This window comes from Alistipes sp. AF14-19 (assembly GCF_003461645.1).
Taxonomy (GTDB): domain Bacteria; phylum Bacteroidota; class Bacteroidia; order Bacteroidales; family Rikenellaceae; genus Alistipes; species Alistipes shahii.
Window position 1 is genome coordinate 108566 of the sequence record NZ_QTXM01000009.1, and the last position, 20429, is coordinate 128994.

13 protein-coding genes are annotated in these 20429 nt (G+C 59.8%); 11 read left to right on the top strand and 2 right to left on the bottom strand.

Translation table 11 applies throughout. The features are described 5' to 3' along the window. Nucleotides 1-109 precede the first annotated feature (109 nt). The 4 genes from DWW03_RS09530 to DWW03_RS09545 all read left to right on the top strand — a co-directional run bounded on the left by DWW03_RS09530 (nt 110) and on the right by DWW03_RS09545 (nt 6896). Nucleotides 110-2266, top strand: a complete 2157-nt coding sequence (locus tag DWW03_RS09530) for an elongation factor G (RefSeq protein ID WP_022061922.1) — start codon at nt 110-112, stop codon at nt 2264-2266. Nucleotides 2267-2839: 573 nt separating this feature from the next. Then, entirely contained in the window at nt 2840-5065 is a 2226-nt protein-coding gene (locus DWW03_RS09535; protein ID WP_022061921.1) for an inorganic phosphate transporter, read from the top strand. A gap of 105 nt (nt 5066-5170) precedes the next feature. Beyond that, entirely contained in the window at nt 5171-5734 is a 564-nt protein-coding gene (locus DWW03_RS09540) for a DUF4924 family protein (RefSeq protein ID WP_015547694.1), read from the top strand. Between the two features lie 22 nt (nt 5735-5756). Beyond that, nucleotides 5757-6896: a metallophosphoesterase gene (locus tag DWW03_RS09545; RefSeq protein ID WP_022061920.1), complete on the top strand. Its 1140-nt coding sequence runs from the start codon at nt 5757-5759 to the stop codon at nt 6894-6896. 20 nt (nt 6897-6916) lie between these two features. On the opposite strand, the gene DWW03_RS09550 is transcribed toward DWW03_RS09545, so the two are convergent. Next, the gene (locus DWW03_RS09550; protein ID WP_118406659.1) at nt 6917-7414 is read right to left on the bottom strand and encodes a GNAT family N-acetyltransferase; all 498 of its coding nucleotides are present in this window, start codon (nt 7412-7414) and stop codon (nt 6917-6919) included. A gap of 69 nt (nt 7415-7483) precedes the next feature. Continuing rightward, a complete protein-coding gene (gene rpmH, locus DWW03_RS09555) occupies nt 7484-7645 on the bottom strand; it encodes a 50S ribosomal protein L34 (protein ID WP_010261331.1) in 162 nt (53 codons plus the stop codon). Nucleotides 7646-7959: 314 nt separating this feature from the next. On the opposite strand from rpmH, the gene murA reads away from it, so the two are divergent. The 7 genes from murA to DWW03_RS09590 all read left to right on the top strand — a co-directional run bounded on the left by murA (nt 7960) and on the right by DWW03_RS09590 (nt 20404). Then, on the top strand, nt 7960-9276 hold the full coding sequence (gene murA, locus DWW03_RS09560) for a UDP-N-acetylglucosamine 1-carboxyvinyltransferase (RefSeq protein ID WP_015547698.1): 1317 nt from the start codon (nt 7960-7962) through the stop codon (nt 9274-9276). Between the two features lie 315 nt (nt 9277-9591). Then, nucleotides 9592-12258 carry a zinc-dependent metalloprotease gene (locus DWW03_RS09565; protein ID WP_118406660.1) on the top strand — a complete coding sequence of 889 codons (2667 nt, stop codon included), beginning with the start codon at nt 9592-9594 and terminating at the stop codon, nt 12256-12258. Between the two features lie 49 nt (nt 12259-12307). After that, nucleotides 12308-15631 carry a SusC/RagA family TonB-linked outer membrane protein gene (locus DWW03_RS09570; RefSeq protein WP_022061915.1) on the top strand — a complete coding sequence of 1108 codons (3324 nt, stop codon included), beginning with the start codon at nt 12308-12310 and terminating at the stop codon, nt 15629-15631. Nucleotides 15632-15644: 13 nt separating this feature from the next. Next, nucleotides 15645-17084, top strand: coding sequence for a RagB/SusD family nutrient uptake outer membrane protein (locus DWW03_RS09575; RefSeq protein WP_118406661.1), 1440 nt, complete (start codon nt 15645-15647; stop codon nt 17082-17084). Nucleotides 17085-17094: 10 nt separating this feature from the next. Then, entirely contained in the window at nt 17095-18003 is a 909-nt protein-coding gene (locus DWW03_RS09580; RefSeq protein WP_118406662.1) for a DUF4843 domain-containing protein, read from the top strand. A gap of 11 nt (nt 18004-18014) precedes the next feature. Further along, nucleotides 18015-19511, top strand: coding sequence for a hypothetical protein (locus DWW03_RS09585; RefSeq protein WP_118406663.1), 1497 nt, complete (start codon nt 18015-18017; stop codon nt 19509-19511). Nucleotides 19512-19828: 317 nt separating this feature from the next. Beyond that, entirely contained in the window at nt 19829-20404 is a 576-nt protein-coding gene (locus DWW03_RS09590) for a thymidine kinase (protein ID WP_015547702.1), read from the top strand. Nucleotides 20405-20429: the final 25 nt, after the last annotated feature.

The following is a 20429-nucleotide window of genomic DNA, read 5'->3' on the forward strand; positions in this document are numbered from 1 at the left end:
CGAAAAATCGCCCTCAAAGGGCGATTTTTTCATTCCCGAAGTTGTTTTTCACGAATAATTTGTATATTTATAGTCGGCTAACCGAAAAACCTTAAAACCATACGAGAATATGAAAAATTATTCAGCTAAAGAGATCAAGAACATCGTACTCATCGGCGCGCCCGGCACGGGTAAAACTACCCTTGCCGAAGCGATGGCCTTCGAGGGTAAGGTCATCGACCGCAGGGGTAGTATCGAGGCGAACAACACGCTCTCGGACAACACGGATATCGAGCACGAATACAAACGCTCGATCTATTCGACGATCCTCTTCACCGAATTCATGGACCGCAAGTTGAACATCATCGACTGCCCCGGCTCGGACGACTTCTGCGGAAGCCTCTTCTCGGCCTTCAAGGTCGGAGACGTGGGCGTCTTCCTGTTCAACGCCCAGAACGGCTGGGAGGTGGGCAGCGAGATTCAGGCCCGCTACGCCCGGCTGCTGCAAAAACCCGTGATCGGCGTGGTGAACCAGCTGGACGCCGAGAAGGCCAGCTTCGAGGCCACGGTCGAGTCGATCCGGGCTTCGTCGCGCGTGAAACCCGTCATCGTGCAGTATCCCGTCAACCAGGGTCCGGAGTTCAACGCCTTCATCGATGTACTGCTGATGAAGATGTACCGCTTCAAGGACAACGACGGCCACCGCGAGGAGCTGGAAATTCCGGCCGAAGAGCTTGAAAAGGCCCAGGAGCTGAACAAGGAGCTGGTCGAGATGGCCGCCGAACACGACGAGGCGCTGATGGAACTCTACTTCGACAAAGGCACGCTCACGCAGGACGACATCCGCTCGGGCCTGAAGATCGGCGTCTCGAAACGCGAAGTGATGCCCATCTTCTGCACCTCGGGCAAGCGCGACATCGGCACCAAGCGTCTGATGGAGTTCATCATCAACGTGGCGCCCGGTCCGCAGAAGGCCCCGGCATTCCTTTCGACCGAAGGCGAGGAGATCACGGCCGACGAGACCGCACCCGCCGTGGCATTCGTCTTCAAGAGCCAGGTGGAACAGCATATCGGCGAGATCACCTATTTCCGCGTCATCCGAGGCAGGATCGCCGAGGGAGCGGAGTTGGTGAACACCCGCACCGGAAACAAGGAAAAACTCTCGCAGCTGTTCGCCGTGGCGGGCAAGAACCGGATCAAGGTCACGGAACTCATGGCCGGAGACATCGGCTGCACGGTGAAGCTGAAGGGCACGCGGACGAACGACACGCTTTCGGCCCCGTCGGCTCCCGTGACGATCGAACCGATCGTCTTCCCCGAGCCCCGCTACCGCGCCGCCATCAAATGCAAGGACCAGGCCGACGAGGAGAAACTGGGCAAGGTGCTCAACGACGCCAAATTCGAAGACCCGACCATTCTGGTCGAATACTCCAAAGAGCTGAAGCAGACCATCATCCAGGGTCAGGGCGAACACCACCTGAACATCCTGCGCTCGCGCATCGAGAAGGAGAACAAACTCGCCTATGAATACATCGCGCCGAAGATTCCCTACCGCGAAACCATCACCAAGGTCGCGCAGGCCGACTACCGCCACAAGAAGCAGTCGGGCGGCGCAGGCCAGTTCGGCGAGGTGCACATGATCATCGAACCCTATTACGAGGGCATCGGCGAACCGAAGAACTACAAGGTACCCGGCAAGGGCGACATGGTGCTGAACCCCAAGACCAAGGAGGAATACGACCTGCCGTGGGGCGGCAAACTGCAATTCTACTCGGCGATCGTGGGCGGCGCCATCGACGCGCGCTTCATGCCCGCCATCCTGAAAGGTATCATGGAGAAGATGGACGAAGGCCCGCTGACCGGATCGTACGCCCGAGACATCCGCGTGGTGATCTACGACGGCAAGATGCACCCGGTGGATTCGAACGAAATCTCGTTCAAGCTGGCGGCCCGCAACGCCTTCAAGGAGGCTTTCCGCAACGCGGGACCCAAGATCATGGAGCCGATATACAGCGTCGAGGTACTCGTGCCGAGCGAATACATGGGCGCCGTGATGTCGGATCTCCAGAACCGCCGCGCGATGATCGCCGGCATGGAGTCGGACAAGGGATTCGACCGGCTGAACGCGCTGGTTCCGCTGGCTGAACTGTACCGCTACTCGACGACCCTTTCGTCGCTGACGTCGGGTTCGGCCACCTACTCGATGAAATTCGGCAGCTACGAGCAGGTTCCCGCCGACGTGCAGGAAAAACTGCTCAAGGCCTACACCGACACCGACGACGAATAACCCGGCAAAGGCCGGGCTTCAGGAGGCGAGAGGCCAGTCGGAACGGCACAGCCCATTCTGCGCCCGGCCCCGCTTAAAAGACCGGCTTCAGGGACCGCAGCAGGCCCTCCGCGTACCGTCCGGTTCCACGCCCCCCGCAAAGAGCCGGGTCCGGAGGCGGCACACAGGCTTCGGATGTCGCCATCCGGCGCTGCGCCCGATAATGCAAAAGCGGCGGACCGAATCATCGGTCCGCCGCTTTTTTGCGTCAGCCGGGGGGGCAAGGTTTCGCCGCAGGGCCGCAAGTTTGTCCACGACCTGCGGATCGCGGGCGCCGGGCGAATCGAACGCGCAACCCGAAGAGGCAAAACAGGCGGAACAGAAGCGGCCGCGAGAACAGGCTCCGGCAATAGGGAAAGCCCCGAGCAAAGGAGGGGAAACGGCCCCGCAGCAGACAGCGGGCCGGCAGTCAGGGGAACATCCGGCATCTTCCGCCGGGACGCTGTGTTAAATTAATGTTAACAATCCATGTCATAACCATTTCATCGGAAAAAATGGCGTAAATTTGTTCACAATTTGCACTAAAACCCCAACATGAGCGAAATCTACACCGTCATTGTCGGCATTCTGGGAATCCTCGCTGTTTCAGGTCTTTTCGTCGGCGTCACGAACGACGCAGTCAATTTTCTCAACTCCGCTATCGGCTCCAAAGCCGCCTCGATGAAGATTATCCTCACCGTGGCGTCCGTCGGCATCATCATCGGCGTGGTCACGTCGAGCGGCATGATGGAGGTCGCCCGCAGCGGCATGTTCAACCCCGGACTGTTCACCTTCCACGAAGTGATGATGCTTTACCTGGGCGTCATGTTCGCCAACGTCATCCTGCTGGACCTCTACAATTCGTGGGGACTCCCGACCTCGACCACCGTATCGCTGATCTTCTGCCTGCTGGGCGCAGCGATCGCCGTGTCTATCTACAAAATCTCGAACGACCCGGAACAGAGCGTCTCCTCGCTCGGACACTACATCAACACCTCGCGCGCCATGGGTATCGTTTCGGCCATCCTGCTGTCGGTGGTGATCGCCTTCACCTGCGGCACGCTGGTCATGTACGTCTCGCGCATGATCTTTTCGTTCCGCTACACGGCGCTTTTCCGCCGCTACGGATCGCTCTGGTGCGGGGCCTCGCTGACGGCGATCGTCTATTTCGCCGTCTTCAAGGGTCTCAAATCCATACTCGCGGACCATGCCTTCATCCAGCTGATCGACAACCACCTGCCCTCGGCCATCGCCATCTGCTGGGTGGTCTGCTCGCTGCTGCTGTTCTTCATCCAGCGTTTCAAAGTCAACATCCTGCGCATCACGATCCTTTCGGGAACCTTCGCGCTGGCCCTCGCCTTCGCGGGCAACGACCTGGTGAACTTCATCGGCGTGCCCGTGGCCGGGTTCGACGCCTACACCATCGCCCGGGAAGCGGGCGACACGCAGATGCTCATGGGCGCGCTGAACGAGAATGTCCCGGCCAATTTCCTGATCCTGCTGACGGCGGGCATCCTGATGATCCTCACGCTGTGGACTTCGAAGAAGGCCATGCACGTCTCCGAAACCGAGCTTTCGCTCTCGGCGCAGGACGACGCCGGCCAGCAGCAGTACGGCTCGTCGGTCTTCTCGCGGACGATCGTCCGCGCAGCCCTCAACGTCAGCGCAGGCATCGAGCGCGTAGTCCCGAAACACCTCCGGGAGAGCATTTCGCGCCGTTTCGAATACGAGGACGTGGAACACAGCGGCGCGCCCTACGACATGATCCGCGCCACGGTCAACCTGACCACTTCGGCGCTGCTGATCGCCATGGCCACCTCGCTCAAACTCCCGCTGTCGACCACCTACGTCTGCTTCATGGTGGCGATGGGTTCGTCGCTCGCCGACCGCGCGTGGGGACGCGAAAGCGCCGTGTACCGCATTTCGGGCGTTATGACCGTCGTGGCCGGGTGGTTCATCACCGCGCTGGGCGGATTCCTGATCGCCTTCGTGGTGGGGCTGGCGCTGATCTACGGCGGGACCCCGGCCTTCATCGTCATCACGCTGTTGTGCGGGTACATGCTCATCCACAGCAATTTCCTGAAAAAGAACAAGGAGAGCGCCATCGTCAAGGAGCATGAAGACACCAACGAGGACATCATCGCCAACCTGCGCGACGAGGTGTGCCGCACGATGGAGTGCGCCACGAAGATTTACGACCGCACGCTGATCGCCGTCTTCAAAGAGAACCGCAAGGTGCTGCGCGACATGGTCAAGGAGTCGAACGACCTGTTCTACCAGTCGCGCGAACGGAAATACTCGCTGCTCCCCACGCTCAAGAAGCTCCAGGGCGGCGACGTCAACACTGCCCACTACTACGTGCAGGTGGTCGATTACCTCAACGAAATGACCAAGGCGCTGATGCACATCACCCGCCCGGCGTTCGAACATATCGACAACAACCACGAGGGGCTTTCGAAGGAGCAGGCCCGCGACCTGATGTCGATCAACGACGACGTGGAGTCGATCTACCGCCACATCAACCTGATGCTGCGCGAGGGCGACTTCTCGGAGATCGAAACGGTGCTGACGATGCGCGACCAGCTGTTCGAGTCGATCGCCGAAGCCATCAAATCCGAGCTTACGCGTATCAACGAGGCCCGTTCGAACACCAAGGCGAGCATGCTGTACCTCACGATCTTGACCGAGACCAAGAACATGGTGCTCCAGTCGCGCAACCTCCTCAAATCGCAGCAGTACTTCCTCAAGCACCTCACGGGACCGAAAACGTGGATTAAATAATGCAAAATTCACAATTCATCATTCACAATTGTTGAGTTTGCGGATGCTGATTATTTCAGCAAAGTAAAATTATGAATGATGAATTGTGAATTATGAATTCTAACTATGGACATTGCAAAAGCAAAACGGCGGGAGAACATCGCCGAATACATTCTCTACCTCTGGCAGCTGGAGGATCTGCTCCGGGCGCTGCAATTCAGCCCCGAGGCCATCTTCTCGACGCTGATCGCCCCGCGCAAGGACATCGGCGAGGAGCAGAAGCACGTCTTCCTGCTCTGGTACATGGATCTGGCGAACCTGCTCCGTCAGGAAGGCAAGGAGGAGAAAGGGCATCTGGAACATACGCTCCACCTGATTCAGGACCTGCACGACCTGCATCTCCAGCTGATGAAACTCCCCGTCGGCGCGCATTACCGCCAGACGTACGCCCGCCTCGAACCCGAGCTGCCGCGCCTGCGGAGCGTTCTGGGCAACCCGGGGATGAACGACACGGAACTCTGCTTCCGCGCGCTCTACGCCGCGATGCTCTACCGCATCAAGGGCGAGGGCGACAAATCGGCCGTGACGGACACGCTGGAATACATATCCCCCGTAATCGCAGAGTTGGCCGACATGCACGGCAAGGTCGAGCGGGGCGAAGTGAACCTGTTCAAGACGGAGGCCGAATAACGCCCCCGAATCGCACCGGAAGATGAAACGCCTGACCCTGCTGTTCGGAGCGCTTCTGGCCGCAGCGCTCTGCACCCTCCCGGCGGCGGACGCCGCAGCACAGCCGAAACCGACGAAATACAACCTCTGCCGGAAACACCCGGCCGACGGACCCTATATCGTCTACGACGCGGAAAAGGGCGCCTATGCAGCGACCGCCGACAAGCGGGGGCGCGTCCGCGTGATGCCTTACGGAGGCGGCCCGGTCGAGGTCCGTTCGAGCCGGGGCGCATACCTCTTCAGCGTCACGCCGCACGCCGTCGAGCGAGGTCCCCGGGAACTCCCGCAGGCCCCGAAACTGTTCGTCACGTCCGACCTTCACGGCGATTTCCGGAGTTTTGCGACGCTCCTCCAGGCCCACGGCGTGATCGACGGCGACTGCCGGTGGAGCTACGGAAACAACCAGCTGGCGGTGATCGGCGACATTTTCGACCGCGGCTACGACGTGCTGCCGCTGTTGTGGCTGATGTACAAACTCGAACAGGAGGCCGCCGACGCGGGAGGCGCCGCCGTGTTGCTGTTGGGCAATCACGAAGGAATGGTGCTGGCCGGCGACGTGCGCTACACGCGCGGGAAGTACCTCGAAACGGCGCGGCAACTCGGCATGGAGAATTACCGCCAACTGTTTTCGCCCGACACGGAACTCGGCCGCTGGCTCGCGACCCGCAACACGATGCTGCGCATCGGCCGCAACCTCTTCGTACACGCGGGATTGAGCGCCCGACTGCTCGAACGCAATCTGGAAATGGATACGCTCAACGCCCGGATGAGCGAAGGGCTTTACCGGACCTCGAAGGAGCGCAGGGAGGACCCGACGCTCGAATTCCTGTACCGCTCGGCCGGGCCGGTCTGGTACCGCGGGATGGTCTGCACGGATGAAAAATACGATCCGCTGACGCCGGAACAGACCGACGCGCTGCTGCGCCGTTACGACGCCGACCGGCTCCTGATCGGACACACGATTTTTCCCGACATTTCGACCTTCCACGACGGCCGCGTGATAGCGGTCAACGTACAGAACGAACGCAACCGGCGGAAAAACCGCGGCCGCGCCGTGCTGATCGAAGGCAGCCGCATATCGGTCGTCGGAAACCGCGGCGTGAAACGGGTGCTGGAGGAATAAGCAGGAAACTGAAAACGGGGTCAGACGATCTCCAACCCCATGATGTAATCATTCATATAATAACCGTCGCCGATCGGGAAATCGCCCTCGCGCAGGCGGCGCATGCCCATCCGTTCGTAAAAATGCAGCGCGCGGTTGCGGCGGTTGACGTTGAGTTCCATCATGCAGGGTCCGGGATGCACGCTGCGGATGTATTCCACGGCGCGGCGGAACAGAAACTCCCCGGCGCCGAGGCCCTGAAAACGGGGCAGGACGTAGATTTTCTGGAGGTGGAACAGATCCCCGCCCTGCCGCTCGACCGAAACGTAGCCGCACGGCTCGCCGTCGGACGAGGCGATGAACCAGACATGCCCCGCACGGAACTGCCCTTGCAGGCTCTCTTCGGAGTACATCCACTCCATCATGTAATCCAGCTGCGCGGGCGCGAGGATCTCGCGGTAGGTGGCGGGGAAGACCTCCCCGGCCAGACGGCGGATCAGCGCGCAATCGGCTTCGGAAGCCCGGCGGATCGAAAACATAACGGCACAACAGGCATTAAACGAAAGAAGGCCGGCAAAAAGCCGACCTTAAATCTTTCCTGCAGGAAATTAAGCGTACTTGAACGTCGACTCGTCCGATACGGTCAGTTTCTTGCGGCCCTTTGCGCGGCGCGCAGCCAGCACCTTGCGACCGTTAGCCGTAGCCATACGAGCGCGGAAACCGTGCTTGTTGATACGCTTGCGACGCGAAGGCTGGTATGTTCTCTTCATTGCCATAGCTATATAGTTTTTATTGTTTCAGACATTTTTACGGATTGCAAAAGTACAACAAAAAAGTTATCCGCAAAAGTTTTTCGCGAAAATATTTTCCAAAACCCCGAAAAAAGCCCCGAATCCCACTATCTTTGGCGCCGTTAGGGCACTTTCAGGGGTCGGAAATTTTGTCGGACGGCATGCGATTCAGTTTTGTTTCCGTCCGTTCTTTTTTCTACCTTTGTAAAGTAAAGGAGGCTCCGGAAGCCGGCATGAGCGCCGACCGGTCCGGAGCGGTTTGTTTTTCAGACGGATAACACACGACAGCACATATGGCAGTTTTCAAAGTCGAAGGTGGCCACCGACTGCGGGGCGAAATCACGCCCCAGGGAGCCAAAAACGAAGCGTTGCAGATACTCTGCGCCACGCTGCTGACGCCCCAGCGGGTCGTCGTCAGGAACATCCCCCGGATTCTCGATGTGATGCAGCTCATCGAACTGCTCCGCTGCATGGGCGTGGAAGTGGAGCAGCTCGCGGAAGACGCCTACGCGTTCTGCGCCCGCGACATTGATTTTGAATACCTCAAATCGGACGATTACCGCCAACGCTGCACGCGATTGAGGGGTTCGGTCATGCTGATCGGCCCGATGCTGGCGCGGTTCGGCGTGGGATACATCCCCAAGCCGGGCGGCGACAAGATCGGCCGACGCAGGCTCGACACCCATTTCCTCGGATTCCAGAAACTCGGCGCGAAGTTCAACTTCGACATCGCCGACGAGTTCTTCATGGTCGAAGGCCGGGAGCTGAAGGGGACCTACATGCTGCTGGACGAGGCGTCGGTGACCGGCACGGCCAACATCGTGATGGCCGCCGTGATGGCCAAAGGCCGGACAACGATCTACAACGCGGCCTGCGAACCTTACCTCCAGCAGTTGTGCAAAATGCTCAACAGAATGGGCGCGAAGATTTCGGGCATCGCCTCGAACCTGCTCGAAATCGAAGGCGTCGAAGCGTTGGGCGGCACGGAGCACCGGCTGCTGCCCGACATGATCGAGGTGGGCAGCTTCATCGGCATGGCCGCCATGAACCGTTCGGAGCTGACGATCAAGGATGTGTCGTTCGAGAACCTGGGCATCATCCCCGCGCAGTTCGCCCGCATGGGCATCCGTTTCGAACAGCGGGGCGACGACATCCACATCCCCCAGCAGGACCATTACAGCATCGACACGTTCCTCGACGGCTCGATTATGACCATTGCCGACGCCCCGTGGCCGGGACTGACGCCCGACCTGCTGTCGATCTTTCTGGTGGTGGCCACGCAGGCCAACGGCGCCGTGCTGATCCACCAGAAAATGTTCGAAAGCCGCCTGTTCTTCGTCGACAAACTGATCGACATGGGCGCACAGATCATTCTCTGCGACCCGCACCGCGCCACGGTCATCGGCCACGACCACCGGCTATGCCTGCGCGCGACCCGCATGACCTCGCCCGACATCCGTGCGGGCGTGGCGCTGCTGATCGCGGCCATGTCGGCCGAAGGGGTCTCGACCATCCAGAACATCGACCAGATCGACCGCGGCTACAAGGACATCGACGGCCGTCTGAATGCCCTCGGGGCCAAAATCACCCGCATCGACGACTGCAAGTAAATCCCCGGCTTTCCGGAAAACAACCCCTGCCGCGCAATATTCCATCAGCCGCGCGGCAGGGGTTTTGCGACCATAGGGCAGCAAAACCGCCCGCCGAACCCCGTTTTCCGGGATTTGCGGCCGAAAGGAACAGGGTCAAAAAACGGCCGAAATGTACCATTCGGCCTATTTTTTATATCTTTGTGCGTCGACCCCGCACCCGAACAGGATATCGGCAAAAACAAATCATACGACAAAACGATTTTTTCTTAACATTCTGAAACTTAAACACGTTATATACTTACAAAAATACGTCTATTCACCAATTTTACTTATATGCGTTCACTATCCAAACTCTGCGTCCTGCTCCTGGCGGCAGGCCTACTGATCGCCCCGGCGTCGGGGGCGGCGGCCTCGAAATCCAAAAAGAAAAAATCGAAAACCGAGGAGGTCGCCAAACCCAAAGTCGACAAGTACACCAAAATGTTCGTCAACGACAAATCGTGCCTCACCGCCAAAGGGCCTTTCCTGACGCTCCACAAGCTCAAGGGAAAGCTCTACGTGGAGGTCCCCCTCAAGACGATCGGCCGTGAAATGCTGATCGCCTCCACGATCTCGGAGGCCAGCGACACCAACCTCGGGACCATCGGCTACAAACCCACGGACCCCATCCACGTCAAGTTCACGCGCATCGACACGACGATCTACCTCTCGCAGGCCGTCGTGCCGCCCGTTCACGACACGAACGATCCCCACATGTCCAAGGCCATCGGCCGGAGCACCCTCCCGCCGATCATGCACTCCTACCCGCTGGTCTGCTACAACCGCGACAGCTCGGCAATGGTGATCGAAATGACCAAGTTCTTCTCGGGCGACAACGAACTGCTCGCCCCGATCAAAAGCACCAAGGGCGGCGTGGTGAACATCACGGGCAAGTTCAAGTCCGAAGGTTCGGTGATCGACCAGATCAAGTCCTTCGAGGACAACGTGACCGTCAAATCCTATCTCTCCTACTCGGTGACGGCCGACCTGCTGGGCCTGATGGTCATCAAGAAGGACGAGCCGATGACCGTGAAGGTCACGCGCACGATCCTGCTGCTGCCCGAAGAGGCGATGCGGCCCCGCCTGGCCGATTCGCGCATCGGCATCTTCCTGACCGACATGTCGCGCATCAACGGCAAGAAGGACAAGATCGAGGATTTCTCGGTCATCAACCGCTGGAACATCCAGCCCAAAGACTTGGAGGCCTGGAAACGCGGCGAACTCGTGGAGCCGGTCAAGCCGATCGTCTTCTACCTCGACGACGCGTTCCCCGCGCTGTGGCGCGAACCGATCCGTCGCGGCGTGCTGCGCTGGAACAAGGCCTTCGAGAAGATCGGATTCAAAAACGTCATGCACATCGAGGACTTCCCGAAGGACGATCCCGAATTCGATCCCGACAACCTGAAATACTCCTGCATCCGCTACGTCCCGGCCGCCGTGGCCAACGCCATGGGACCCTCGTGGGTCGACCCCCGCTCGGGCGAGATCATCAACGCCTCGGTGCTGATGTACAACGACGTGGTGAAGCTGGCCGCCAACTGGCGTTTCGTGCAGACCGCACAGGTCGACGAGCGCGTGCGCGGCAAGGAGCTGCCCGACGACGTATTCCAGGAGTCGCTGGAGTACATCCTCGCCCACGAGGTGGGACACTGCCTCGGACTGATGCACAACATGGCCGCATCGAGCGCCTTCCCCGTGGATTCGCTCCGCAGCGCATCGTTCACGCAGCAGCACGGCACGACCCCCTCGATCATGGACTACGCGCGTTTCAACTACGTGGCCCAGCCGGGCGACAAGGGCGTGAAACTCACCCCGCCGGACCTCGGACCCTATGACGACTACGTCATCAAATACGCCTACACGCCGCTGCCCGACAAGAAGGACATGTTCGACGAGGAGAAGACCATCCGCGGATGGATCGACGAGAAGGTCGGCGACCCGATCTACCGTTACGGCCGCCAGCAGGTGATCGCCCGCTACGACCCCACCGCCATCGAGGAGGACCTCGGCGACGACCACATCAAGGCCGGCGACTACGGCATCGGCAACCTCAAATACGTCCTCTCGCACATGGAGGAGTGGATCACCGACGAGGAGGACCCCGACCTGAAAATCCGCACGGAGCTTTACGAGGCCGCGGCCGGACAGTTCGCGCGCTACGTGAACGCCGTGATGCTCAACGTGGGCGGCATCTACCTCACGGACGTGAACAGCAACACGGCGGGCGGTCCGCAGGCCGTTTCCGTCCCGAAGGAGTTGCAGCGCGCATCGCTGAAATGGGTGCTTGCGCAGATGAAGGACTCGGCATGGCTCGAACAGCCCGCGCTGACCGAAAAACTGCCGCTGCACGTGGACCTCTCGTTCATCCTGCGCTTCAACTTCTGCCGCGCGTTCTTCACCTATTATAAGAACGTCACGCTCTCGTCGCACATCGCCGACGATCCCTACACGCCGCAGGAGTATATGGACGACCTCTACAACATCGTCTTCGAAAGCACGATCAAGGGAGGCCCGGTGTCGCCGTCGGAGCGGCTCATCCAGCGGATGTTCGTCGACGCGGCCGCGGACGTCGCCTCCAGCGAGGCCAAGCGCATGAAGCTGGGCGGCATCGCGGAGGCCTACGCACCCTCGGTGGACGAGATCGCGCTGATGGGTCTCGACCGGAGCGGCATCGTGGAGCGTTACCTCGGCCCGCTGCGCGAGGCCGAAGAGGAGCATGGCAAGGGATACGTCGCCTCGCAGCTCTGGAACAGCGACGCCCTGTCGTCGGGCTACGGCTGGCAGTACAACGTGCAGCTGCGGTCGATCGACGAGTCGCGCGCGCTGTTCGTCAACGTCAACGACCGAATCCTGAAACTGTTGCGTTCGCGCGTGAAAAGCGCTACGGGAGAGACCCGCGCCCACTACCAGGGCATGATCTACGTACTCGAACGCAGCCTGTTCCCGTCACAGAAGAACTAAAACCCGAGCAGACCGGCCGGGGCGGCCGGTCTGCCTAAAACCCAAACACATGCAAAGAATTCTACAACTTTTCAGCCGTGCGCTGCGGCTGTCGCTGGTCGTGGGCTTGTTATGCTGCACAGCCGCTACGGCCCGGGCGCAGGGGGGGGGTGAACCGATCAACCTGAACGCGACGCTTACCGTCACGCTGACGGAGAGACCCGCGACGGCGGTGCTCGACGAAATCACCCGGAAGACAGGCATCAAATTCGCCTACGACCCCGAAGACATCCGCCGGCTCCCGGCCGTGAGCGGCGAATTCAAGAAAGTCACCGTACACGAACTGCTCGACAAGTGCATCGCCGGGTCAACGTTCAAATACGCCATCGAGAACAACGTCGTGCTGGTCTACGACTCGACGGTCAAGATGCGCAAGTTCACCGTGAGCGGAACCGTGCGCGACGCCGGCAAGACGGTGCTCCCCGGCGCATCGGTCATTCTGAAAGGCGGCTCGGGACAGGGCGTCTCGACCGATGAAAAGGGCCAGTTCACCTTCTCCTTCTCGACCAAGACCAGCCCTGCGGTCCTCGAAGTCGGGTTCCTGGGCATGGAGACCCAGCAGGTGATCATCACCGGCTCGGCAAAGGGCCTGAACGTCACCCTCAAGGAGGGCGGCACGCGCATCGACGACGTGGTGGTCAACGGCATGTTCACCCGCAACAAGAGCACCTACACGGGTTCGGTGACCTCGATCAAGGGCGAAGACCTCGTGGCCATCTCGAACACCAACCTGATGTCGGCCCTGAGCGCCGTGACCCCGGGCATGGTGGTCGTACAGAACAACGCCCTCGGCTCGAACCCCAACGCCATTCCCGAAATCCTGATCCGCGGCTCGAACTCCATCGCCACCTCGGCCGAGGAAAAGGCCTACAACAACCCGCTGATCATCCTCGACGGCGCCGAAATCAGCATGGAAGAGCTGTACGACCTCGACATGTACGAAATCGAGCGCATCGACGTCCTGAAGGACGCGCAGGCCTCGATCGTCTACGGCGACCGGGCGGCCAACGGCGTAATCGTCATCGAACGCCAGCAGGTGACCGACAGCAAACCCCGCCTGAGCTACAACTTCGTGCCCGAGCTGAGCATCCCGGACCTGAGTTCGATGAACCTCTGCAACGCGGCGCAGAAACTGGAACTGGAACGCCTAGCCGGGCTTTACGAATCGGACAACGGCGCGATGGACAAGGCTTACGCCTACAAATTGCAGAACGTCCGCCGGGGCGTCAACACCGACTGGATACGCGCCCCGCTGCGCGTACCGTTCAGCCACACCCACTCGCTCTCGCTGAGCGGCCGCGCACAGAAGATCGACTACCGCGCGTCGCTGCGCTTCAGCGACAAGTACGGCGTCATGAAGGGCGACAACCGCCGCAACTACACGCTCAACTTTTCGATAGGCTACCACATGCGCGACAAACTCACGCTCCGTTACACGGCCAACTACACGCTGACCGACGCAACGGATTCGCCCTACGGCAAATTCAGCGCCTACACGAAACTCAACCCCTACGAGTCGCCCTACGACGAGTACGGCGAACTGGTCAAAGCCTTCTATTTCGACCCCGAGGACACCTCGACGACGAGCGAAGGCTACCAGGCCAACCCGCTCTACAATGCCACGCTGTCGAGTTTCAGCACCTCGCGCAACCAGACCCTCCGCAACACGGTCGACGCCAAATGGTACGTGACCAAGGATTTCTACGTCTCGGGACAGTTCAACATCGACGTCAAGAGCAGCCAGTCGGACAAATACGTTTCGCCCGACGATGCACAGTTCCTCGGCGAGAACGACCCGGCCAAGCGCGGTCTCTACGGACTGGGCACGGGCAAGGCGTTCAACTACGACGGCAAGATCGTGCTCAACTACGGCCGCAACATCGGACAGGAAGGCTCGGGATTCGTGATCAACGCCGGAAGCGACATCCAGCACACCAACGCCACGACCTCCTACATCACGGCGATGGGTTTCCTGAAGGACAACCTCTCGGACATCAAATACGCCCTGGGATACGACTCCTCGAACCTCCCGAGCGGAACCGAGACGCTGCTGGCAAAGGTCGGCTTCTTCGCCAGCGGCAACATCTACTTCCGGAACCGGTACTTCGCCGACGTTTCCTACCGCACGTCGGGATCGTCGGCCTACGGCAAGGAGAACCGGTTCGCCCCGATGTGGTCGTTCGGCCTGGGATGGAACCTCCACAAGGAGAAGTTCCTCGAAAACGTCGAATGGATCGACGTGATCCGCCTCAAATGGTCGTGGGGATACAACGGCCAAACCACCGGCAGCCCCTATCAGGCCATCACGACCTACAAGTACAGCAACAGCAACATCTACTACACCGGCGTGGGAACCGTGCCGATCCGCATGGGCAACCCCGAGCTGAAGTGGCAGCGCGTGCTGAAGAACAACTTCGGCATCAACCTCACGCTCTTCAAGGAACGGCTGGTGATGAGCTTCGACTACTTCCGCAACACCACCAAGGACCAGCTGATGACGATTCCCCTCCCGGCGTCGACCGGTTCAGAGGACATCGTCGTGAACTTCGGCGAGAACCAGAACGTAGGTTACGACTTCTCGGTGGCGGGGCAGGTGATCCGCAACAAGAACTGGGCGTGGACGAGCGTCATCAACGGTTCGCACGTCAAGGACCGCATCAAGCAGATCAGCGACAAGCTGAAGAACACCGCCTATCAGCTCGAAGAGGACAACCCGCTGAAACTGCGCTTCCGGGAAGGCGGCTCGCAGTACGACATCTACGCCGTGCGTTCGGCCGGCATCGACCCCGCCACGGGACAGGAAATCTTCATCAACAAAAACGGCGAATACACCTTCAAGTACGACGCCGAGGACGAGGTGGTCGTGGGCAACACGCAGCCCAAACTGCAAGGCACGTGGCTCAACACGCTGCGTTACAAGGGATGGTCGCTGAACTTCGTCTTCAGCTACACCTTCGGCGGCGACACCTACAACAAAACCCTCTGGGAGAAGGTGGAAGACATCGACCCGCGCTACAACGTCGACGAACGCGCCTTTACGGACCGCTGGAAGAACCCGGGCGACCTGTCGCGCTACCTCGCCATCAAGGAGCGGCGTTCGACGACCCCGCACAACTCGGAGCGTTTCGTGGAGCGGCTCAACGAACTGTGGCTTTCGAGCGCAACGCTCACCTACGAATTCCAGCCGAAATTCCTCAAACGGCTCGGATTCAAGCGTCTGGCCGTAGGTGTCGGCGTATCGGACATCGTACGCTTTTCGACCGTCAAGTACGAACGCGGTACGAGCTACCCCTACTGCCGCACCATCAACCTGACATTCCGTCCCACGTTCTAATATTGCCGAGACCATGAAACGAATGAAAAAATACAGCTACATCCTGCTGGCCCTGCCGCTGCTGCTGGGCAGCTGCGAGGCGTATCTCGACGTCAATCCCAAATCGGAAGTGACCGACAAGGAGCTTTTCTCGACGGCCGAAGGCTGCGAAGACGCCATCTACGGCATCTATACCGAGATGGGAACCAACAAGAACCTCTTCGCCTACGCGCTCACGTTCGCCTATCCGGAACTGATGACCGGCAACTTCACCATCAGCCAGAGCGACAACCTGGCCTACGTCGTACAGCGCCTGTGGGAGCACGAAAACGCCATCACGGTAGCCGAAAACCTCTGGATCAACGGATACAAGGCCATCGGATACGTCAACAAGGCGCTGATGCACGTCCTGCCCAAATCCGACGACGAATTCCGCCACATCCGGCTCTACAAAGGCGAACTGCTGGCGCTGCGCGCCTACCTCCATTTCGAAATGGCCCGCATCTTCGCCGTGCCGTTCGCATCGGGCGACGCCGCCGCCAAAGCCAAGGCCATTCCCTACGTGACCACATACGGCATCGAAGTCACCCCGTACAGTTCGCTGGACAAGGTGTTCGAACTGATCGTCGCGGACCTGACCGAGGCGGAGAAATACCTCGCGGCGGACGAGGAACTGGTGACGGCGACCCGCGACAACGCCTCCGACGGCTTCACGAGCTGCCGCATCACGCACTTGAACCTCTACGCGGTACAGGCGCTGCTGGCCCGCGCCTACTGGACGATGGGCAAACTGGACCTGGCCGAGGATTACGCCGAGAAGGTGATCGACAGCGGCAAATTCCCGCTGATGACGACCGCCGAGGCCTGGAACGCCGTGGAGACCGGCACGCTCAACATGCAGGAGACCGTCTTCGGGCTCTACTCGACGCAGTACACCTACAACTTCTACCGGAATCACATCTACCAGGGCGGAACCCTTGCGCTCTCCAGCCAGTATTCCGAAATCTACTCCACCGACCTGGCCGGCACGGACAAGCGTTACTCGACCTGGTTCGACACGGGCAATTCGTGGTGCATCAAGCACTACAACAAGATGTACGCCCAGGGAGAGAGCAACCCCACGTACAGCGGCAAATCAATCCCCGGACCGAGTCTGATCCGGATTCCCGAAATGTACTACATCGTGGCCGAAGCCAACCTCACGAAGGACCCGGACAAGGCGACGGAATACCTCGACTACGTGGTGAAGTCACGCGACCTGACGCCTTTCGCCGAGCGCGAAACGGGCAAAATCACCGAAAACAACATCATCAACGAACGCCGGAAGGAGTTTTTCGCCGACGGCGAGGATTTCTTCAACATGAAACGATTGCAGCTGGACATCGCGATACCGGGAGGCAATTTCGCGGGAACCGACGACGCGACCTACACGATGCCCATCCCGCAGAGCGTAGAGGACAATTACAGACAATAACGCAAGACTTATGAAAAACCTCATTTTCAAAATAGCCGTCCTGACCGGAACCGTCGCGGCATTCGCCTCCTGTTCCGACACGTGGCTGATGTACGACACGTCGCAGAAGGACAAACTCTATTTCAAATACGAGAACTATCCGAGTCTGGACCAGTATCTCTCGACCGACTTTTCGTTCGCCCTGCTCGACGAATCGGTGAAAGAGGTCAAGAAGACCGTAACCGTGACCCTGCTGGGAATGCCGGCAGACCGCGACCGGACGTTCGAGGTAAGGGCCATTCACGACACCACCTCGAATTACACCACGGGCGGCGTACAGCGCGAGCTGATCGACGCCGTCGAGAACGAAGACTACACGATCGACAGGCTCATCGTCCCGGCCGGCTCCGTGGAAGGGCAGATCGACGTGACGCTGAAGCGCACGGAGAAGATTATGACGAAAACCGCGTCGCTGGTGCTCCAGATCGCCCAGAACGAAGAATTCGAAGGCGTGCCCCGGAACGTCTACCGGTTCCTGATCTCGGACGGAACCGCCGCCTGCCCCTACTGGTGGTACTACTCCGCCACCCAGCAGTGGTATCAGTACACGGGCGAATTCCGGCAGGACAAATACCGGAAACTGCTGGAACTCTACCACGGAATCGCGGAGAGCAACCCGACGCTCTACGCGTCGATGGTCGAACAGTACGGCGAGAACATCGACAACGATTACTACACGGGACTCAACGGACAGCAGCTGCGCATGAGCATGGGATTCATGGTCAACCGGCAGAACCCCCACAAGATGGCCTGGCTCCGCTACGTGCTCTGCCCGCTGTTCGACTACTATTCGACCAATTACCCCGACCTGGAGTATTATACGACCGGAAGCGTCAACGTAACGACAGGCGGCTGGAGAGACCCGGCAAATAACTATTAACCGAAAGCGCCATGAAACAACTTGCGAAATATCTGTTGCCGCTCTGCTGCGGAATCGCACTGGCCTCCTGCTACGGACTCGACAAAGAGGAGTACCGGGAGCTGGCCCCGATCACGGTGAGCGGTCTGGACCGGACCATCTACGCCAAGGCTACCGAAACGCTCCACCTCGACAAACTCCGCGTGGAGAGCGAAAGCGGGCAGGACCTCGTCTACGAATGGTCCTACGGAAAACCTGCGGGAGACTTCCCCGGCATGGTCGACACGACGTTCATTTCCAGTTCGCCGACGCTCGACTACGCCTTCGACAAGGCCGGCAGCTACGTGCTGCGCCTGCGGATCGACAACGGCGAAAGCATCGGATTCCATTACTACGACCTGCGCGTGCAGGCCGGGTTCGACGAAGGTTTTCTGATCCTCTGCAACGACGACGAGGGCGCCGGATCGCTCGCCTTCGTCAAGAAACGCTCTCCGCAGGAGGAGGCCGAAGGCGCCCAGGAGATCTGGGACAATCTGCTGACGATCAACCCGGAATACGACTTCCGCAGCCTGCGCGACGTCTACGTATTCTCCTCGCCGGGATACGCTTCGGGAATTCTGATCTCCTCGGGCGACGACGAAGGCTCGATCTACCGCCTCGACCCCGTGACGCTGAGCGTCACCTATCGCATGAAGGGGATGGACGAATACGGAGTCCGCACCGGAGAGATTCTGGGCGAAAGAACGTCGGGAACCGCTCACTGGGCCTATCTGATCGGCGACGACGAGAGGGCCTACCGCTACGAATTCTCGACCGACATGCTCATCGTGCGGGAAACGCCCTTCCCCGCACGATACGGCCGGCAGGGACTGTTCGCCTCGAAAACCGCCGGAGTGCGCGACATCCTCATGTTCTCCGAGGCCGGAATCACCGGATTCCCCAATTCGAGAATCGCGGGATACGCCGCACCCGACGGGTATGAATTCATCAACATGGCAGCGGGCCGCATCGGGGCGGGACAGTACGACGCTTCCAAATACTACTGCATCGCCCGTACGATCGAAGGGGCGCCGAAAACCGTCAAAATCATCAGCACCAGTTCATCGCTTTCGAGTCCGACCGAAATCAAGACCTACGACGAGGTGCAGCCGATGCTGATGAATGCGAACACCCGGATCGTCACGACGAAGCTCAACGGAAACGCCTACTACGATTACGACAACAAGATCTATCACTGGGCGATGACAGGCGTCGACCCGGTCGTTCCCGCCGAAGGGGCCAAGCCCGACATCACGCTGCCCGACGGCGAACAGATCATGGACATCTGCACGAACGCCGTACCGTCGACCTCTTCCGCGGTGGTCGACGACGACCAGCTGCTGATCGCCACCTACAACCCGACGGCGACCGGCCGCAAGCCCGGCAGCCTCTACGTTTACAGTCTGAAGACGATGGAAAAGGTGAAGGAGTATGTCGGCATCTGCGAAAAACCCGTGGCCGTGGCCTACAAGTTCCCCGCATCGAACTGACGATCCGCCCGGCACGGCACGTTCCGCATCCGGCCTTCCCCTCGCGGGAGGGCCGGATCGTTTTTCGGGAACCGCCGGGGCGTCATAGCCCCGGTTTCGCTTTGCAGAAAAGAAAAAACCGGTTATCTTTGTATGCCGGCCCCACAAGACAGCCCTGCGGAGGCTCCCGGACAGGACACCCTCGGGCCAAAGTCACCCCTTTTCAAGGGGAGGAGGGGGAGGCAGGGGAATTATCTGCGCCGAAACATAAGCCGCGGAAACCGACTCCTTCGGAGCTGCGGCGAACCTGATAAACAAAAAAAGAGTTATTTACACTTATGTTTTTAGAAAATGCCAGCCGCAAGGGCTGGATCGAAGTCGTATGCGGTTCGATGTTCTCGGGTAAGACCGAGGAGCTGATCCGCCGCCTGAAACGAGCCAAATTCGCCCACCAGCGGGTCGAGATTTTCAAACCCCGGATCGACGTGCGCTATTCCGAGGAGGAGGTCGTGTCGCACGACGCGAACGCCATCCGCTCCACCCCCGTCGAGTCGCCGCAGAACATCCTGCTGATGACCGCCGACGTCGACGTGGTGGGCATCGACGAGGCGCAGTTCTTCGACGAAAGCATCGTCGACGTGTGCCGCCGGCTGGCCAACAACGGCGTGCGCGTGATCGTCGCGGGTCTGGACATGGACTACACCGGAAAGCCGTTCGGCCCGATGCCCGCGCTGATGGCAACGGCGGAGTACGTCACCAAGGTTCACGCCATCTGCGTCCGCTGCGGCAACCTCGCCCACCATTCGCACCGCCTCACGAGCGACGAAAAGCAGGTGATGCTGGGCGCACAGGACAGCTATGAACCGATCTGCCGCCATTGCTTCAACAAGCTGATGAACGGAGAGAAAGCGTAGGTCCCCGGCCGCAGGGAGGAGGGTA

What these genes read in the sequence shown, in the direction of transcription:
- DWW03_RS09530 (WP_022061922.1), top strand. Translation starts at nt 110, where the DNA reads ATGAAAAATTATTCAGCTAAAGAGATCAAGAACATCGTACTCATCGGC.
- DWW03_RS09535 (WP_022061921.1), top strand. Translation starts at nt 2,840, where the DNA reads ATGAGCGAAATCTACACCGTCATTGTCGGCATTCTGGGAATCCTCGCT.
- DWW03_RS09540 (WP_015547694.1), top strand. Translation starts at nt 5,171, where the DNA reads ATGGACATTGCAAAAGCAAAACGGCGGGAGAACATCGCCGAATACATT.
- DWW03_RS09545 (WP_022061920.1), top strand. Translation starts at nt 5,757, where the DNA reads ATGAAACGCCTGACCCTGCTGTTCGGAGCGCTTCTGGCCGCAGCGCTC.
- DWW03_RS09550 (WP_118406659.1), bottom strand. Translation starts at nt 7,414, where the DNA reads ATGTTTTCGATCCGCCGGGCTTCCGAAGCCGATTGCGCGCTGATCCGC.
- rpmH (WP_010261331.1), bottom strand. Translation starts at nt 7,645, where the DNA reads ATGAAGAGAACATACCAGCCTTCGCGTCGCAAGCGTATCAACAAGCAC.
- murA (WP_015547698.1), top strand. Translation starts at nt 7,960, where the DNA reads ATGGCAGTTTTCAAAGTCGAAGGTGGCCACCGACTGCGGGGCGAAATC.
- DWW03_RS09565 (WP_118406660.1), top strand. Translation starts at nt 9,592, where the DNA reads ATGCGTTCACTATCCAAACTCTGCGTCCTGCTCCTGGCGGCAGGCCTA.
- DWW03_RS09570 (WP_022061915.1), top strand. Translation starts at nt 12,308, where the DNA reads ATGCAAAGAATTCTACAACTTTTCAGCCGTGCGCTGCGGCTGTCGCTG.
- DWW03_RS09575 (WP_118406661.1), top strand. Translation starts at nt 15,645, where the DNA reads ATGAAACGAATGAAAAAATACAGCTACATCCTGCTGGCCCTGCCGCTG.
- DWW03_RS09580 (WP_118406662.1), top strand. Translation starts at nt 17,095, where the DNA reads ATGAAAAACCTCATTTTCAAAATAGCCGTCCTGACCGGAACCGTCGCG.
- DWW03_RS09585 (WP_118406663.1), top strand. Translation starts at nt 18,015, where the DNA reads ATGAAACAACTTGCGAAATATCTGTTGCCGCTCTGCTGCGGAATCGCA.
- DWW03_RS09590 (WP_015547702.1), top strand. Translation starts at nt 19,829, where the DNA reads ATGTTTTTAGAAAATGCCAGCCGCAAGGGCTGGATCGAAGTCGTATGC.